At 74.6% G+C, this 16213-nt stretch carries 17 protein-coding genes; 10 read left to right on the forward strand and 7 right to left on the reverse strand.

The features are described from left to right. Window positions 1-211 precede the first annotated feature (211 nt). Window positions 212-1093 carry a glycosyltransferase family A protein gene (locus BJ984_RS14620; RefSeq protein WP_179548619.1) on the forward strand — a complete coding sequence of 294 codons (882 nt, stop codon included), beginning with the start codon at window positions 212-214 and terminating at the stop codon, window positions 1091-1093. Between the two features lie 38 nt (window positions 1094-1131). On the opposite strand, the gene BJ984_RS14625 is transcribed toward BJ984_RS14620, so the two are convergent. After that, complete coding sequence (locus BJ984_RS14625) at window positions 1132-1350, reverse strand: hypothetical protein (protein WP_179548620.1); 219 nt, start codon at window positions 1348-1350, stop codon at window positions 1132-1134. A gap of 93 nt (window positions 1351-1443) precedes the next feature. On the opposite strand from BJ984_RS14625, the gene BJ984_RS14630 reads away from it, so the two are divergent. Both BJ984_RS14630 and BJ984_RS14635 read left to right on the forward strand, forming a co-directional pair. Beyond that, complete coding sequence (locus BJ984_RS14630) at window positions 1444-2160, forward strand: GAF and ANTAR domain-containing protein (RefSeq protein ID WP_179548621.1); 717 nt, start codon at window positions 1444-1446, stop codon at window positions 2158-2160. Then, on the forward strand, window positions 2157-2870 hold the full coding sequence (locus tag BJ984_RS14635; protein WP_271206547.1) for a GAF and ANTAR domain-containing protein: 714 nt from the start codon (window positions 2157-2159) through the stop codon (window positions 2868-2870). Before BJ984_RS14630 ends, BJ984_RS14635 begins: the two co-directional genes overlap by 4 nt. Here the strand turns inward: BJ984_RS14635 and BJ984_RS14640 are convergent. The 6 genes from BJ984_RS14640 to BJ984_RS14665 all read right to left on the reverse strand — a co-directional run bounded on the left by BJ984_RS14640 (window position 2867) and on the right by BJ984_RS14665 (window position 9251). Further along, the gene (locus BJ984_RS14640) at window positions 2867-3367 is read right to left on the reverse strand and encodes an SRPBCC family protein (protein WP_179548622.1); all 501 of its coding nucleotides are present in this window, start codon (window positions 3365-3367) and stop codon (window positions 2867-2869) included. The two genes, BJ984_RS14635 and BJ984_RS14640, sit on opposite strands and share 4 nt — an antisense overlap. A gap of 79 nt (window positions 3368-3446) precedes the next feature. Continuing rightward, window positions 3447-4895 carry a phytoene desaturase family protein gene (locus BJ984_RS14645; RefSeq protein WP_179548623.1) on the reverse strand — a complete coding sequence of 483 codons (1449 nt, stop codon included), beginning with the start codon at window positions 4893-4895 and terminating at the stop codon, window positions 3447-3449. After that, a complete protein-coding gene (locus BJ984_RS14650) occupies window positions 4892-5905 on the reverse strand; it encodes an SDR family oxidoreductase (protein WP_179548624.1) in 1014 nt (337 codons plus the stop codon). The genes BJ984_RS14645 and BJ984_RS14650 overlap by 4 nt, the downstream gene beginning before the upstream one ends. 97 nt (window positions 5906-6002) lie before the next feature. Then, window positions 6003-7688, reverse strand: a complete 1686-nt coding sequence (locus tag BJ984_RS14655) for a RecQ family ATP-dependent DNA helicase (protein ID WP_179548625.1) — start codon at window positions 7686-7688, stop codon at window positions 6003-6005. Between the two features lie 89 nt (window positions 7689-7777). Continuing rightward, window positions 7778-8074, reverse strand: coding sequence for a hypothetical protein (locus BJ984_RS14660; RefSeq protein WP_179548626.1), 297 nt, complete (start codon window positions 8072-8074; stop codon window positions 7778-7780). Window positions 8075-8249: 175 nt separating this feature from the next. Next, complete coding sequence (locus BJ984_RS14665) at window positions 8250-9251, reverse strand: glycosyltransferase family 9 protein (protein WP_179548627.1); 1002 nt, start codon at window positions 9249-9251, stop codon at window positions 8250-8252. A 152-nt stretch (window positions 9252-9403) separates the two neighbouring features. Here BJ984_RS14665 and BJ984_RS14670 point away from each other — a divergent pair, with 152 nt between their 5' ends. The 7 genes from BJ984_RS14670 (at window position 9404) to BJ984_RS14700 (ending at window position 16186) form a co-directional block, all read left to right on the forward strand. Next, on the forward strand, window positions 9404-9964 hold the full coding sequence (locus BJ984_RS14670; protein ID WP_179548628.1) for a D-glycero-alpha-D-manno-heptose-1,7-bisphosphate 7-phosphatase: 561 nt from the start codon (window positions 9404-9406) through the stop codon (window positions 9962-9964). After that, window positions 9964-11034 carry a glycosyltransferase family 9 protein gene (locus tag BJ984_RS14675; RefSeq protein ID WP_179549485.1) on the forward strand — a complete coding sequence of 357 codons (1071 nt, stop codon included), beginning with the start codon at window positions 9964-9966 and terminating at the stop codon, window positions 11032-11034. Before BJ984_RS14670 ends, BJ984_RS14675 begins: the two co-directional genes overlap by 1 nt. Then, window positions 11031-12020: a glycosyltransferase gene (locus BJ984_RS14680; RefSeq protein WP_179548629.1), complete on the forward strand. Its 990-nt coding sequence runs from the start codon at window positions 11031-11033 to the stop codon at window positions 12018-12020. Before BJ984_RS14675 ends, BJ984_RS14680 begins: the two co-directional genes overlap by 4 nt. Next, window positions 12017-13264 carry a glycosyltransferase gene (locus tag BJ984_RS14685; protein WP_179548630.1) on the forward strand — a complete coding sequence of 416 codons (1248 nt, stop codon included), beginning with the start codon at window positions 12017-12019 and terminating at the stop codon, window positions 13262-13264. Before BJ984_RS14680 ends, BJ984_RS14685 begins: the two co-directional genes overlap by 4 nt. Continuing rightward, window positions 13261-13935, forward strand: coding sequence for a D-sedoheptulose-7-phosphate isomerase (locus BJ984_RS14690; protein ID WP_179548631.1), 675 nt, complete (start codon window positions 13261-13263; stop codon window positions 13933-13935). Before BJ984_RS14685 ends, BJ984_RS14690 begins: the two co-directional genes overlap by 4 nt. Beyond that, window positions 13932-15401, forward strand: coding sequence for a PfkB family carbohydrate kinase (locus tag BJ984_RS14695; RefSeq protein WP_179548632.1), 1470 nt, complete (start codon window positions 13932-13934; stop codon window positions 15399-15401). The genes BJ984_RS14690 and BJ984_RS14695 overlap by 4 nt, the downstream gene beginning before the upstream one ends. Window positions 15402-15487: 86 nt before the next feature. After that, entirely contained in the window at window positions 15488-16186 is a 699-nt protein-coding gene (locus BJ984_RS14700; protein WP_179548633.1) for an SDR family oxidoreductase, read from the forward strand. Window positions 16187-16213: the final 27 nt, after the last annotated feature.

Genomic DNA, 16213 nt, shown 5'->3' on the forward strand with positions numbered 1-16213 from the left:
CGTCTCCTTCGCGTGATCGGGTCGTGGAGTCCTGGGCGTGACCATACTCGCGGGCGCCTCCGTCCGCAGGGGCCGGGCGGGAGACGGTTCCGCAGAGTACGGTGACGACTCGTAGCGCCACATCGACTTCCCCGGCGGCACCCGGCCCCACGCCGGAACTCCGTGCCGTGGAGAAGGCCGCCCAGGTCGAGAAGGACATGATCAGCACCACGTGACGAACCATCGACGAGACACCGCCGGAGACCCCGACCGCCCCGCCGCCGCCCGCGACACCCCGCCCACGATCTCGGTCGTGATCCCGGTGCGCGACGACGCCGACGGGCTCCGGCGGTGTCTCCGCTCGCTGGCCGCCCAGACCCTCGCGCCCCTGGAGATCGTGGTCGTCGACAACGGGTCGAGCGACGACAGCGCGGCCGTGGCCCGGGCCGCGGGCGCCCGGGTCGTGACGGAGGACGAGGAGGGCATCCCGGCCGCCTCCGCCCGCGGCTTCGACGAGGCCAGGGGTGACATCGTGGCGCGGCTGGACGCGGACTGCGTGCCGCCCGTGGAGTGGATCGCCGGCATCGCCCGCGCCTTCCGCGAGCGCCCGGGGCTCGTCGCCGTGACGGGCGACGCACGGTTCTCCGACGGGCCGCGGCTGCTGCGCCGGCCCCTCGCCGTCGTGTACCTGGGCGCCTACGCCCTGTTCTCGGCGCCCGCCCTCGGCCATCCGCCTCTGTTCGGCTCGAACTGCGCCGTGCGGCGCGAGGCCTGGCTCGCCGTGCGGGACGAGGTGCACCGGCACGACCTGCTCGTGCACGACGACCTCGACCTGTCGGTGCACCTCGGCGCCCTGCCGGCGGCCGCGCACGGTGCCCGTGGCCGGTGGCGCCGGCCGGGCATCCGTCTCGACCGCCGCATCGGCATGGGCATCTCGATGCGGCCCTTCGCCGACCCGCGGGCCTTCCTGCTGCGGGTGCGGCGCGGAGTGCACAGCCTGACGGTGCACGGCGGGCAGGAACTGCCCCGGCCGCTGCTACCCCGGCCGATGCTGCGCCGGACCCCGCTGCCCCGCTCGCCGCGGCCCCGCACCCCGCTGCCCCCCGGCCGGTGAGAGGAGCACGGTGATCCCCTGGATCGCTCGCCGAGCGGCTACGCCTGACCGCCGTCGTCAACGGGCAGCAGCGCGAGGGCCACGCCGGGCGTGATCAGAAGTCGCGCCTGCTGCGGCACGCCCTCACCGTGATTGACGATGAGCCAGCCCGGCTCGCCGCTGCGCACGATGGTCTCGATCTCCTTCTGGAGCTCGTCGACGTCCCGGCCGCCCACCGAGTAGTGGTTGCCGGCGTAGTCGATGTTGATTCTCTTCATGTCACGCTTCCCTCGAATGCTCCAGACTGAGCCTCCGGCACCGGTTTGGCAATGGCCCGGCCGAAACCGGCCGCAGTTGATACGGTTCTGTTCATGGCCGATGCATTCTCCGACGCTCTGCAGGAGCTCCGAGAGTTCAGTGGAGCCGATGCCACCCGCCTGGCCGAGCCCATCGCCCGCAGCTTCCCGGTGTCGGGCGCCTCGATCTCCACCCTCGGTGAGATCCTCACGTCCGAGACGGTCTCGGCGAGCGACCCGCTGGCCGCGCGCCTCGACGAACTGCAGCTCGACCTGGGCGAGGGCCCCTGCTGGGACGCGCTGCGCACGTTCGCCCCCGTCTTGGAACCCGACATCCGCCACCGCCCGCGCGGCTCGTGGCCGGTGTTCCTGCCGGCCGTCGCCCAGGAGGGGATCGGAGCGGTGTTCGCGTTCCCGCTCGCCGTCGGCCACCTGCGGCTGGGAGCCGTCGACCTCTACTCCGTCGACCCGACGACCCTCACGCCCCGGCAGGCCCGGCAGGCGTCGGCGATGGCCGCCGTGGTGAGCCGGCTGGTCCTGCGACGCGCCCTCGAGGCGGCCTCCGACGATGAACCGGTCTCGGCGCCGATCGACCGCTACTCCCGGCGCGCCATCCACCAGGCCACCGGGATGGTGATCGCCCAGCTCGGGGTGTCGGTCGACGACGCGGAGATGCTCGTGCGCGGTCACGCCTACGCCGAGAGCCGCACCATGGCCGAGGTGGCCGACGACATCCTGAACGGCCGCCTGCGCTTCTCGGTCGACGGGGACCTCATCGAGGACCGCGCGTGAACGGCGAGCTGCGGGAGACCCGCCTGATCGAGGGCTTCGCCACCCTCGCCGACACACTGGTCGAAGGCTACGACGTGGTGGATCTGCTGCAGACCCTCGTCGAGATCTGCCAGGACGTGCTGGCGGTCGAGGCCGTCGGCCTGCTGCTCGCCGACGAGAGCGGCGAGCTCGACGTGGTGGCGTCCACCAGCGAAGATCCCCGGCTCGTGCACACCATGCAGCTCGGTGCCGAGGCCGGCCCCTGTCATCGCAGCTTCGAGACCGGGGAACAGGTCAGCCTCGGGCGGTTGGACGACACCCCCGACGAGTGGGGCCCCTTCCGGAAGGCGGCCGAGCAGCTCGGCTTCGGGGCGGTCGCAGCGGTGCCGATGCGCCTCCGCGAGACCCGGATCGGGGTGCTCAGCCTGTACCGGCTCGAGCAGACGCCCCTGTCCTCCGCCGACCTCCGTGCCGCCCAGGCACTGGCCGACGTCGCGACCATCGGCATCCTGCACGAGCGTGTGTTCCGCGAGACCGACGCCGTGCGCACCCAGCTGCAGCGCGCCCTGAACACCCGGGTCGTGATCGAGCAGGCCAAGGGGGTGCTCGCGCACACCCACGGCGTGTCGACCGAGCAGGCGTTCGACCTGCTGCGCGGCTACGCCCGCTCCAACCGGCTGGGCCTGCACGACGTGGCCCAGCGCCTCGTCGGGCGCACCCTGATCTTCTAGCGGTCCGCGCCCGGCGCCCCGGTCGCGCCCGGCGTCGTGGTGCGACTCTCGGTCGCGTCGTTCTTCGGCCGGTTCTCGGCGATCCAGGCCAGGCGGCGGAGCGTCTCCACGTTGCGCACGTAGAGCGGCACGTCGAGCACCAGGGAGGGCACGAACGCACCAGGGCCCTTCACCGCGCGTTCCCGGATGCGCACGAGCGAGCCGTCGCCGCGGGGCTTCACGTCGACGGTCACGCGCGCTTCACCGATCGGCCAGCCGGCCGGCTGGATGACCATCCGGTGCGGCGGGTCCCACTCCAGCACGGTCGTCTCGTCGTCGATGACCGTCGGCCAGACGCCGAAGGAGTGCTGCAGCTTCGACCCCACTCGGGGCCAGTCGTCGTCGACCTCGCGCATGCGGGACGCGCCGACGACCCAGACGGGGAACAGCCAGCCGTCGGCGAGCACGTCGAAGACCTGCTCCGGGGTGGCTCTGACGAAGCGGACGTTGGTCGACATGGTGGTCACCTTTCCGGTGGAGGGGGCGATGACGCCCGGCGAGGAGTTCAGCGAGTGAGGAGTTCAGTGAGCGAGGAGTTCAGCGAAGCGAGGGCGGGGAATCGATCCCGAAGTCGGCGGCGAGTGACCGGCGGGCGGCGTACCAGCCCGCCAGTCCGTGCACCCCCGGCCCGGGCGGGGTGGACGAGGAGCAGAGGTAGACCCCCTTCGCGGGAGTCGCCCACGGGTTCAGCGAGAACCGCGGCCGGGCGGCGAGCTGCACGAAATCGGCCGCACCGGCGGCGATGTCCCCGCCGATGTAGTTCGGGTCGTAGCTCTCCAGCTGCACGGCCGAGCGGGCCGACGAAGCCAGCACCAGGTCGCGGAAGCCCGGTGCGAAACGTTCGATCTGCCGGGTGATCGCCTCGGTCGGGTCGACGGTCGACCCCCGGGGCACGTGCGTGTAGGTCCAGAGCACGTGCTTGCCCTCGGGGGCGCGGGACGGGTCGGCGATCGAGGGCTGGGCGGCGAGCACGTACGGCGAGTCGGCGTGCCGGCCCTCGGCGACGGCCCGCTCGGCGGCGGCGATCTCGGCCCGGGTGCCCCCCACGTGCACGGTGCCCGCCTGCCGCAGCAGCTCGTTCGTCCAGGGCACCGGGCCGTCGAGCGCGAAGTCGACCTTGGCGGCCGCGTTGCCGTAGCGGAACCGCTCGAGCCGCGCGCGGAACCGCGCGGTCAGCCGGTCTCCCGCGATCCGGGCCAGGGCCCGCGGCGTGACGTCGAGCAGAACGGCCCGCGCCGCCGGCAGCTCGTCGAGGCTCGTCACCTCGGAGTCGGTGACGATCTCTCCACCGTGCGCGACGAGGTCGGCCGCCATCGCGTCGACGATCGCCTGGCTGCCCCCGATCGGGATGGGCCAGCCGCGCCCGTGCGCGTAGGCGCCGAGCGACAGCGCCGCCCCGGCCGTGGCGAGCCCGGGCATCGGGAGGATCGAGTGGGCCGCGACTCCGGTCAGCATCGCCGGCGCGACCTCGCCCCGGAAGCGCGCGTTCCAGAGCGGCGAGCCCTGCTCGAGCGCCCGCAGGCCGAAGCGCGCGGCGACCAGCGGATGCGCGGGGATGCGCAGGAGCGGGGAGCCGGCGAACTGGGCGACCCGGTCGGCCTCCTCGGCGAGCGGCCCCATCAACCGCATCCAGGCCGGGCCGTCGGCACCGAGGTGCTCGGCCGTCCGCCGGATGTCCCGGAACGCGATACCGGCCTCTCCCCCGTCGAGCGGATGCCCGTACGACACCTCGGGCACAACCAGGTCGATCCGGCGCGCGAGCCCGAAGCTGCGGAAGAAGCCCGACGCGAGGGCCATCGGATGCACGGCCGAGCACAGATCGTGCAGGAAGCCGGGAAGGGTCACCTCCGCCGAGCGCGCACCGCCGCCGACGGTGCTGTCGCGCTCGTGCACCTGCACCGACAGCCCCGCCCGGGCGAGCGTCACGGCGGCGGCGAGACCGTTCGGCCCCGCCCCCACGACGATCGCGTCGGGCGTGGAGGTCATCGGCGGCCGCTCAGGACCGACCGTGCGGCGATGCCCAGGGCCCCGATTCCGGCCGCGGCGCCGGCTCCCGCGATCGAGAGGGCGAGCGGCCGGTGCAGGATGTACCAGACCTCGAGCGAGCGTGTCTTCGCCTGGTCGCTGAAGATGCCGCGGGCACCCTGGTCGCCGGGGGTCGGCTCGTACAGGTTCGTGGGCAGCATCGGCTCGGTCTTCTCGGGCGCCTGCTGACCGTCGTAGCCGGTCTTGGCGAGGTACCAGTCGAGGAAGCCCGCGACGAAGCGGTTGCCGATGACGGTCTTCGCGGTCGGGCCGCCCACCCAGGTGCGCCGGCGCGGATGCTCGGCGACGTGCGCGATCACGCTGGCCCCCACCTCCGGCTCGAAGATCACGTCCATGGGCTGCGGGTGGTGCGGCAGCGCCGACTTGACCCAGTTGAACTGGATCGTGTTCATGGCGGGCATGTCGACCGTCGAGATGCGCACCGGGCTCTCCCGGTGGATCAGCTCGGTCGTCACCGACTCGGTGAAGCCCTGCACCGCGTGCTTCGCGCCGCAGTACGCCGCCTGCAGCGGGATGCCGCGGTGGGCCAGGGCCGAGCCGACCTGGATGACGTGCCCGCGCTCCCGCGGGATCATCCGCGTCAGCGCCGCCCGGGTGCCGTTGACGAAGCCGAGGTAGTTCACGGCGGTCGCCCGCTCGAAGTCCTCCGGGTCGGTCTCGACGAACTCCGCGAAGGAACCCACCATCGCGTCGTTGACCCAGAGGTCGATCGGGCCGAGCTCCCGCTCGACCTGGTCGGCGGCCCGCTCGACGGCCTCGCGGTCGGCGACGTCGGTCACGATGCCGAGGCCCCGACGGCGGTACGCCTCGATCTCCTCGACGACCCCGTCCAGTCCGTCGGTGCCGCGCGCGAGCACGGCCACGTCCCAGCCCCGGCCCGCCAGCGCGCGGACGGTGGCCCGCCCCAGTCCGGCCGTGCCTCCGGTGACGACGGCGACTCCCCTGCTCATGCTGCTCCTCTGGTGTCCGGCGGAGTGCTCCGGCCAGGTGGCCGGCCCGGTGGACTGTGCTCGTCAACGTACCCCGGGCCGATCCTGCCCGCTCGCATCAGGCGATCAGGTGCTGTTCGGCGATCACCGAGCGTGAGAGCACGGTGTAGCCCTCGCCGTCGAAGAACACGGTGATGCGGTCGGGGTCGACGCTCACCACGGTGCCCTCCCCGAGGCTCCGGTGGCGGATGCGCTGCTCCACCGCGAAGTCGCCGGGGCCCTCCGCCGTGTCGGCGAGTGCCGTTCCGGAGGCGTCGGGACGTGCATCCGGAACCGCCGCCCGCGCCTCGCAGAGGTCGCAGTGCCCGCAGAAGGTCTCAGCGTCGTCGACGGGGGTGGCGCCGTCGACCGGGCTGGTGTCGCCGAAGTAGTCGAGCAGGAAGCGGCGGCGGCAGCCGAGCGTCTCGGCGTAGCCCCGCATCATGTCGATGCGCGAGTGCTCGATGCGGGTACGACGCTCGTGCGCCTCGACCGCCCCGCGCACGGCCTTCTTCGCATCGATTCCGCGGACGAGCCGGAGCCCGGCGCGCCGGTCGATCACGGCCCCCGCCTCGGCGAGGAGGTTCACCTGCTGGGTCACCGAGCGGGCGGGCACGCCGGAGGCCTTCGCCAGGGCCGCCCGGGTCAGCGCGCGGTCGGCCGAGGCGAGCGCGGAGACGATCGACCGCAGCCGCGACTCGTCGGGCGAGGAAGAGGCGAAGAAGCTGCGGAGCCCGAGGTCCTCGGGCCGGTAGTGCAGGGTCGTCTCGGCCGGCTCGCCGTCGCGGCCCGCCCGGCCGATCTCCTGGTAATAGCTGTCGACCGAGTCGGGTACGTCGGCGTGCACCACGAAGCGGATGTCGGCCTTGTCGATGCCCATGCCGAAGGCCGAGGTGGCCACCACGATCTCGTGCTCGCCCGCGTGGAACGCGGCGTACACCTCCTCCTTGACCCGGGCCGGGAGACCGCCGTGGAAGGCCGCCGCCCGCCGGCCCCGCTCTCGGAGCGCCTCGGCGTACTCCTCGGTGGCCCGCCGGGTGGCGACGTAGAGCAGCCCGGGCACCTCGAGCGAGGCGAGCTGCTCGAGGACGGCACGCCGCTTCTCGTCGGGGCTCTCGTGACGCACGACCGCCAGGTGCAGATTCGGGCGGTCGAAGCCGCTGACCAGCACCCGTGGATCACGGAGGTGCAGCTTCTCGAGGACGTCCTCCCGCACGGGGGCCGAGCCGGTGGCGGTGAGCGCGACGATCGGCGGATGCCCGAGCCGGTCGGCGATCTCACCGAGCCGGAGGTAGTCGGGCCGGAAGTCGTGCCCCCACGCCGACACGCAGTGCGCCTCGTCGACGACGAACTGCACCACCCCGACCGCCCGCAGCCGGTCGACCGTCTCGTCATTGGCGAGCTGCTCCGGAGCGAGATGGAGCGTGCGCGCTCCCGTGCCGTGCTCGGCCAGCTCCCACGCCGCGTCGTTCTCGGCCGCCGACTGCGCCGAGTTCACCGCCGCCGCCCGGAGCGGCCCGCCGTCCTCGTCGACGTGCCGCACCTGGTCCCACTGCAGGGCGATCAGCGGCGTGACCACGACCGTGAGCCCGCCGAGCGCGAGGGCGGCGAGCTGGTGGATGGCCGACTTGCCGTGGCCGGTCGGCATGACGGCCAGCAGGTCCCGGCCCGCGAGCACGGTCTGCACCGCAGCCTCCTGGCCCTCCCTGAGGGTGTCGTAGCCCAGACGGGCGGCGAGCAGGGAGAGGTCGGGGGTGGTGGTCAACGGGTTCCTTCCGGCACGCGCGCGGTCAGCGCATCCGGAACCGTACGCGCGCCGAAAAGCGCCGGCACGGGGTTGACAGCAGTGCCCGATCAGGCGGGTTCGTCACCCGCGGCGATCGTGGTAGGGAGCGGCTCGCCGGGGAGCCCGAACACGTCGTAGTCGTCGTAGACGTCGGTCCAGCCGGCACTCGTGGGCCCCGGCCGGGCGAGCGAGCGGAGTTCGCCGAGCGCGTCGGCGTCGGCCGGATCCGGGTGCTCCGAGTCGGCGCTCAGCGCGACGATCGGCGCGCCGGGCCCGAGGAGCAGACGGGCCGGCCGCACGCAGCCGTCGGGGCCGACGACGGGGATCGTGGCGACGCCGGTGGCCCCCGCCCGGCCGAGCAGCACCGCGTAGTCGAGCAGGGCGTCGGAGAAGGCGTCTCCGGTCAGGAGATCGGCCGCGCCGATCAGGATGCGCTTCAGGGCCGCACGACCCTCGTCTGGCGTACGATCTTCGACCGGCTGGACATAGCTACCCCTTTTGCGTTCGTGTCGTCGAACACCGGGGTCTGGGGCGTCCCTCTCAGAGTACGCCCTCCGGGGACAAGGCGGCGATGGCCGCCAGGACGTCCTCGACGGACACGGCGAGGATGGCCGGGTCGGGGGTGTCGGCGAACGCGTCGCCCCGGCGCTGCGCGGCGTCGGTCAGCACGATGTGGGGGCCCGGGGGCGGACCCCAGATCTCGGGCGCCGCCGGGCCGAACAGCACGACCGAGGGCCGGCGGTAGGCCGACGCGAGGTGGGCCGCCCCGGTGTCGGCCGAGACCACGAGCCGGGCGTGGGCGATCACGCCGGCGAACTCGGCCAGCCCCAGCTCGCCGGCCAGCACCCGGCCGGGTCCGAGCCCGGCCGCCCCCGCGACGGCGAGCGCCCGCTCCCGTTCGGCCGCGCTGCCGGTGAACACGACGTGGTGGCCGCCCTGCTCCAGCTGACGGGCGACGGCGGCGAAGCGGTCGGCGGGCCACAGCCGGGAGCCGTAGAAGGCGCCCACGTGCACGACGGTCGGCGCCGTCGTCAGCGGATCGGCGCCGAGCCGCCGCGCATCCGGAGCCGGGGCCGCGATCTCGAGCGTGGTGTCGCCCGGGTCGGCCGGCACGCCGTACGCACCGACCAGTCGCACCCAGCGCTCGCGCTCGTTCATCTCGTCGATCCACTCGGGCGCCGGTGCCGGAGCAGCGGGCAGACCGGGCACCTGGTGCACCATCGCCTGGCGGGCGCCGAGCGCGTCGACGATCAGGCGGCTCTCCGGCCCGCTGCCGTGCAGGTTCACCGCGACGTCGATGCGCCCCGGTGCGATCGGCAGCGGGTCGTTCAGGCCGGGGGTGGGGAGCAGCGCGTCGATCCCTCCGACGAGGTCGACGATCGGCTCGAGCCAGCCGGGCACCGCCAGCACCAGCCGGTGGCCGGGGTGCGCCCGTCGCAAGCCGTGCAACGCCGGCACGGCCACCAGCAGGTCGCCGAGCTTCAGGGCGCGGAGGGCCAGCAGCACGGGGCGGTCGTCGTCGCGGGGATCGAAGTGCAGCATGCCCCCATGCAACCCGCATGCCGCGCCGTGCGCCACCGGCAGGCGGCGGAGAACAGCGGAATGCAGCGGATTCCGGCGAGGGGCTTGACTCCGGGCAGGAGAAGAAGAGAAGACGGTGTTTAGTTCTCCGGGGAGCGGGGAACTCCTCCAGCATGCAAGCCAACGCCTCCCCCTCCGCCTGGCCGGCCGCCGTGCTGTTCGACCGCGACGGCACGATCGTGGTCGACGTGCCGTACAACGGCGATCCGTCGCTGGTCGAGCCGGTCGCCGGCGCGGCGGCGGCACTGCAGCGGGTGCGCGACGCCGGGCTGGCCGTCGGAATCGTCACCAACCAGTCGGGCATCGCCCGCGGGCTGGTGAGCGCCGAGCAGGTGGCCGCCGTGAACGCCGAGGTCGAGCGGCGACTCGGCCCGATCGACGTCTGGCGGCTCTGCCCGCACGCACCGGGCGACGGATGCCCGTGCCGGAAGCCCGCACCCGGGATGGTGCTCGACGCCGCCCGCTCGCTCGGAGTGCCGCCCGCCCGCGTGGTGCTGATCGGGGACATCGGCGCCGACGTCGAGGCCGCCCGCGCGGCCGGTGCGACGGGCATCCTAGTGCCCACGTCCGTGACGAGGCCCGAGGAGATCGCGGCGGCACAGCTCGTGGCGGGCGACCTCGCCGAGGCGGTCGACCTGGCGCTCACGGCCCTCGACGATCGGGTGCCCGCGTGATCCGCCGCGCTCTGGTCGCGCGGCTCGACAACGCCGGCGACGTGCTGCTGGCCGGTCCCGCGGTGCGGGCCGTCGCCACGTCGCCCGGTGTCGACGAGGTCTGGATGCTCGTCAGCCGCCAGGGCGAGGCCGCGGCCGCCCTGCTGCCGGGAGTCGATCGCGTGCTCACCTGGGACTGCCCCTGGATCACCTCCCCGCCGCCGGACGCCACCCGGGAGCAGCTCGCTCGGCTCGACGGGCTGCTCGACGAGGCCGCAGCCGGTGCGTCGCTCGACGTGGCCGTGCTGCTGACCTCGTTCCACCAGTCGCCGCTGCCGCTCGCCCTCCAGCTGCGGCTCGCGGGGATGCCCCGCATCGTCGGCGCCTCGGTGGACTACGCCGGCGCACTCCTCGACGTGCGCCTCCGCCCTGGGGAGGACCTCGACGAGGACCAGCCCGAGCCCGAGCGCGCCCTCGCCATCGCGGCGGCGGGCGGCTTCGTGCCGCTCCCGGGAGACGACGGGCGGCTCGCGGTGCGGATCGGCGCGGAGGACCGCGCGTCGGCACAGGCTCTCGCGCCCGATGCCCCATACGTCGTGCTGCACCCGGGAGCCACAGCGTCGTCGCGGCGCTGGCCGGCGGAGCGCTACCGCGAGGCGGTGCGCCTGCTGGCCGCACGGGGGATCCGGCCCGTGGTGACGGGAGGCGCCGGGGAGCGCGAGCTCACCGCCGCCGTCGCGGGCGGCGAGGGACTCGATCTCGTCGGCCGCACCGGGCTCGGTGCCCTGGCCGCCCTGATGGAGGGCGCCGAGGCGGTCGTCACGGGCAACACCGGACCGGCGCACTTGGCGGCGGCGGTGGGCACCCCGGTGGTGAGCCTGTTCTCCCCCGTCGTGCCGGCCGTGCGCTGGGCACCCTACCGGGTCGATCACGAGCTGCTCGGCGACCAGCACGCACCCTGCCGGGGCACCCGGGCCGTCGAGTGCCCGGTGCCCGGGCATCCGTGCCTGGCATCCGTGACGGCGACGGAGGTGCTCGAGGCCCTCCAGCGCCTCGTGCCGCTCGCCGAGCGGGCGGGGGCGGCCCGATGAGGATCCTGGTGTGGCACGTGCACGGTGGCTGGATGGACTCCTTCGTGCGCGGCGGCCACGACTACCTGCTGCCGACCGGCGAACCCGAGCGGGGCGGCGGCATCGGCCGGGGCGGCCGCGACTGGCCGGCGACGGCGGTCGAGGTTCCGTTCGCGGAGCTCCGGGACGCGGAGGTCGACGCCGTCGTCCTGCAGCGGCCGGTGGAGCTAAACCACGTCGAACGGCTGCTCGGCCGACGGCCGGGCCGGGACCTGCCCGCGGTGTTCGTGGAGCACAACACCCCGAAGGGCGAGGTGCCCTCGACCGTGCATCCGCTCGCCGATCAGAGCGCCGTGCCGATCGTGCACGTCACCCACTTCAACGCCTTGATGTGGGACTCGGGCCGCGCGCCGAGTCTCGTCGTCGAGCACGGCGTGCCCGACCCCGGCCCGCTCTACACGGGCAGCCTCGACCGGATCGGCGTGGTGGTCAACGAGCCGGTGCGTCGCGCGCGGGTGACCGGCACCGACCTGCTTCCCGCGTTCGCCGCCGTGGCCCCGCTCGACGTGTACGGCATGAAGACGGATGCCCTGCCCGGCGCCCTGGGCCTCGCCGACGGCCTCGTCACCGCCGCCGGTGACCTCCCGACCGCACTCCTGCACCCCGCTCTCGCGGAGCGCCGGCTCTACCTGCACCCGAACCGCTGGACCTCGCTCGGGCTCTCGCTGCTGGAGGCGATGCACCTCGGCATGCCGGTCGTCGCGCTCGCGGCGACCGAGGTGCCCCGGGCCGTGCCGCCCGAGGCGGGGGCCGTCTCGAGCGACGTCGCCGAGCTCGTCGCCGCCGCCCGACTGCTCGTCACCGACCCCGACGAGGCCCGGAGCCGCGGCCGGATCGCCCGGGAGTTCGCGCTCGAGCGCCACGGCCTGTCCACCTTCCTCGACCGCTGGGACGGCGTGCTCGCCGAGCTCGTGCGCGGTCGACCGACAGTAGGGAGCACCCGGTGAAGATCTCCATGGTGTCCGAACACGCCAGCCCCCTCGCCACCCTCGGCGGGGTCGACGCGGGCGGCCAGAACGTGCACGTCGCGGCCCTGTCCACGGCCCTCGCCGAGCGCGGGCACGAGGTGACGGTGTACACCCGGCGCGACTCGGCGACGCTGCCCGAGCGGGTGACGCTCAGGCCGGGCGTCGAGGTCATGCACCTCGACGCCGGACCCGCCGAGCCCGTGCCGAAGGACGAGCTGCTGCCGCTGATGGCCGACTTCGGCGCGCGGCTCGCGGAGCACTGGGAACCGGGCCCGCCGGACATCGTGCACAGCCACTTCTGGATGTCGGGGCTCGCCGCCCTCGACGCCGCCGGCCGCGACGGGATCGGGGTGCCGGTGGTGCACACCTTCCACGCCCTCGGCACCGTGAAGAAGCGGCACCAGGGGCGCGACGACACGAGCCCGCCCGAGCGCACGGTGCTCGAGCCGATGGTGGGGCGCGGCGCCGACCGCATCGTCGCGACCTGCTCCGACGAGGCCTTCGAGCTGAAGGCCATGGGCGTGCCCGCCGGACGCATCTCGGTGGTGCCGTGCGGGGTCGACGTCGAGCTGTTCAGGCCCGACGGGGAGGTCGCCCCGCGGGGCGCTCGCCGGCGCATCATGACGGTCGGCCGGCTCGTGCCCCGGAAGGGCGTGGGCTCGACGATCTCGGCGCTCGCCCGGCTCGTGGCCGAGGGCCGCGACGACGTCGAGCTCGTGATCGTCGGCGGCTCGACCGGGCCGGACGCGGTGCTCGAGGATCCCGACGTGCGGCGGCTCCGTGCCCACGCCGAGCGCCTCGGCGTGCTCGACCGGGTGACCTTCCACGGGCAGCTCCGCCAGGCCGAGCTGCCCGCGATGATGCGCTCGGCCGACGTCGTCGTGTGCGCGCCCTGGTACGAGCCCTTCGGCATCGTGCCGCTGGAGACGATGGCGTCGGGCGTGCCGCTGGTCGCCGCCGCGGTCGGCGGCCTGACCGACAGCGTCGTCGACGGCGTCACCGGCCTGCACGTGCCCCCGCGGGACGACCGGGCGATCGCCTCGGCGGTCGGCTCGATCCTCGACGACCCGGCTCTCGCCGCCGCGCTGGGAGCCGCCGGGCGCCGGCGCACCGAGCGGCGCTACGCCTGGTCGAGGGTCGCCGCCGAGACCGAACGCGCCTACCGGCAGGCCGCCCAGGCCCGCCCATCCGAGAGAGCACGCCGAGGGAGCGTCACGCTATGACGACGAGCAGCAGCACGACGAGCAGCAGCACCACGAGCACCACGACAACCTCGACGCGGCGCGCACCCGCCTCGGTGCCCCTCGGCACCGCCGACCGGGCGCTGCTGGGGCTGCACCTGCGCGACCACGCCCGGGCGATGGCCGAGCTCGAGGCGCAGGTGCCCGTGATCGAGCGCTGGGGCCGTGAACTCGCCAACCGCCTCGGCCGTGGCCAGCGACTGCTGGTCGCGGGCAACGGCGGATCGGCGGCGGAGGCCCAGCACCTGTCCTCCGAGATCGTCGGGCGCTTCGACGGCGAGCGGGCGCCCTTCTCGGCGCTGGCCCTGAACGCCGAGAGCTCGAGCGTCACCGCCATCGGCAACGACTACGGCTTCGAGCAGGTCTTCGCCCGGCAGGTCACGGCCCACGCCCGATCGGGCGACGTGGTGGTGCTGCTGTCCACCAGCGGGCGGAGCCCCAACCTCGTGGCGGCGGCCCGCGCGGGAGTGCGAGCGGGCGCCGCGACCTGGGCGCTCACGGGCGAGGGGCCGAACCCGCTCACCCGGGCGAGCGCGGAGTCGCTCGCCCTTCCGGGCACGGCGGCGAGCGTGCAGGAGGCGCAGCTCGTGGCGATCCACCTGCTCTGCCGGGTGTTCGACCACGCCATCGCCACGGCCGGGCGGTCGTCGTGATCGTCACCGTGGTGGGCGACGTGCTGCTCGACGTCGACCTCGACGGCCGCACCACGAAGCTGAGCCCGGATGCCCCGGTGCCCGTCGTCGGCGTCACCCACCGGCGGGCGCGAGCGGGCGGCGCCGGCCTCGTCGCGGCCATGCTCGCGGGCGACGGCGACGGCGGCGGCGGCGGCGGACGCGGCGACGGCGGCGTTCGCGGCTACGGCAGTGGCGACGGCGGCGGTCACAGGGGCGGCCTCCGGGTCGAGCTCGTCACGGCGCTCGGGGACGACGAGGGCGCCGGGGAGCTGCGGTCGCTGCTCGAGGAGCGGGCGGGCATCCGTCTCGTCGCCGGCCCCTCCGGCGCCCCGACGCCGGTGAAGACCCGGGTGCGCACCGACGGGCACGCGGTCGCGCGGCTCGACGAGGGCTGCGATCCCCCGCCGGCCCCCGTCGTGACCGAGCAGATGCTCTCCGCCGTGGCCGCCGCCGAGGTGATCGTCGTGGCCGACTACGGCCGCGGTCTCACGGCCGTGCCGGCCCTCAGAGAAGCACTCGCCCGACGGGCCGCCGTCGTGCCCGTGATCTGGGACCCGCACCCGGCCGGCACCGAGCCGGTTCCGGGCACCGCCGTCGTCACGCCCAATCTGAGCGAGGCGCTCGCCCTGTCGGGAGCGTCGGGTCGCGGCATCGCCGGAGCAGCCCGCGCGGCCTCGGCGCTGGCTGGGAGCTGGGGCGCTCAGACGGTCGTCGTCACGCTCGGCCACGAGGGCGCCCTGCTGCACCGGGCGGGGTCGGGCCCGCTGGTCGTGCCGGCACCGCGGGTCGAGACCCTCGATCCGTGCGGTGCGGGCGACCGCTTCGCCGCCACGCTGGCCCGGAGCCTCGGCGAGCGACTCCCCCTCCCCGACGCGGTGCAGCGGGCCATCGACGAGGCGGCCGCCTTCCTGGGCGCCGGCGGCGTGGCCGGGCTCCGGGCGGCCACCGATCCCGAGGAGCGGGCCGAGTCGGCGGTGCTCGTCGGCGGGGGCCGTGAGGCCGTCGCCGTGGCCGCCCGGGTCAGGGCCGCGGGCGGCACCGTCGTGGCGACGGGCGGCTGCTTCGACCTTCTGCACGCGGGGCACGCCCGCACTCTGGCGGCGGCACGCGCCCTCGGTGACTGCCTGATCGTGTGTCTCAACTCCGACGACTCGGTGCGCCGGCTGAAGGGCGCCGACCGGCCGATCATGAGCCAGGACGACCGCGTGGCGCTGCTGTCCGCGCTCGAGTGCGTCGACGCCGTGCTCGTCTTCGACGAGGACACCCCGGAGCAGGCGATCCGCCGGCTCGAGCCCGAGCTCTGGGTGAAGGGCGGCGACTACGTCGCAGCGGCCCTGCCCGAGACGGCGGTGCTCGCGGAGTGGGGCGGGCAGACCGTCACCGTGCCCTACCACCCCGGCCGCTCGACCACCCGGCTGGCCTCCGCGCTCGCGAAGGTCGGCTGACGCGCCTCCCGCTTCCTCTTCCACTCTCCCCGCACCACTCTCTCCGCTCCACCGGCTGCAGCCGCAGCACCGACGAAAGGAACACCTTGACCGAACGACGACCACTCGGACGCGTGCTGATCACCGGAGGGGCCTCCGGCCTCGGGGCGGCCGTCGCCGACGCGGTGGCCGCCGCGGGCGGCACCCCCGTCGTGCTCGACCTCGACGTGAGCCGGGTCGAGGGCCACGAGGCGGTGCAGGCCGACGTGTCGGACACGCGGGCCGTCGAGCAGACCGTCCGCGAGCTCGTCGAGCGCCTCGGCCCGCTCGACGCCGTCGTGACGGCGGCCGGGATCGACCGCTGCGGCCGGCTGCTCGACGTCGACGCCGCGGAGTGGGAGCGGGTGATCGGGGTGAACCTCCTCGGCACGGTCGCCGTGGTGCGCGCCGCCCTGCCCTCGCTCACCGAGCGGCACGGCCGGGTCGTCACGGTGGCGTCCTCGCTCGCCCTGCGCGCGGTCAGCGACGCCACCGCCTACTGCGCCTCGAAGTTCGGCGTGCTCGGGTTCAGCCGCGCCCTCGCCGCCGAGACCCGGGGCGAGATCGGCGTCACCACGCTCATCCCGGCCGGCATGCAGACCCGCTTCTTCGACGACCGGTCCGACCAGTACCGACCGGGCGCCGACGCGAAGCTGAACGACCCGGCGAACGTTGCGAACGCGGTGCTGTTCGCCCTGCAGCAGCCGGAGGGCTGCGAGGTGCGCGAGCTCGTGATCGCGCACGAGGAGGAGCCGTCCTGGCCGTGAGGATCCGGCCCGTCGGGCCGTGGCGGG

Source organism: Herbiconiux flava, assembly GCF_013409865.1.
GTDB classification, from domain to species: domain Bacteria; phylum Actinomycetota; class Actinomycetes; order Actinomycetales; family Microbacteriaceae; genus Herbiconiux; species Herbiconiux flava.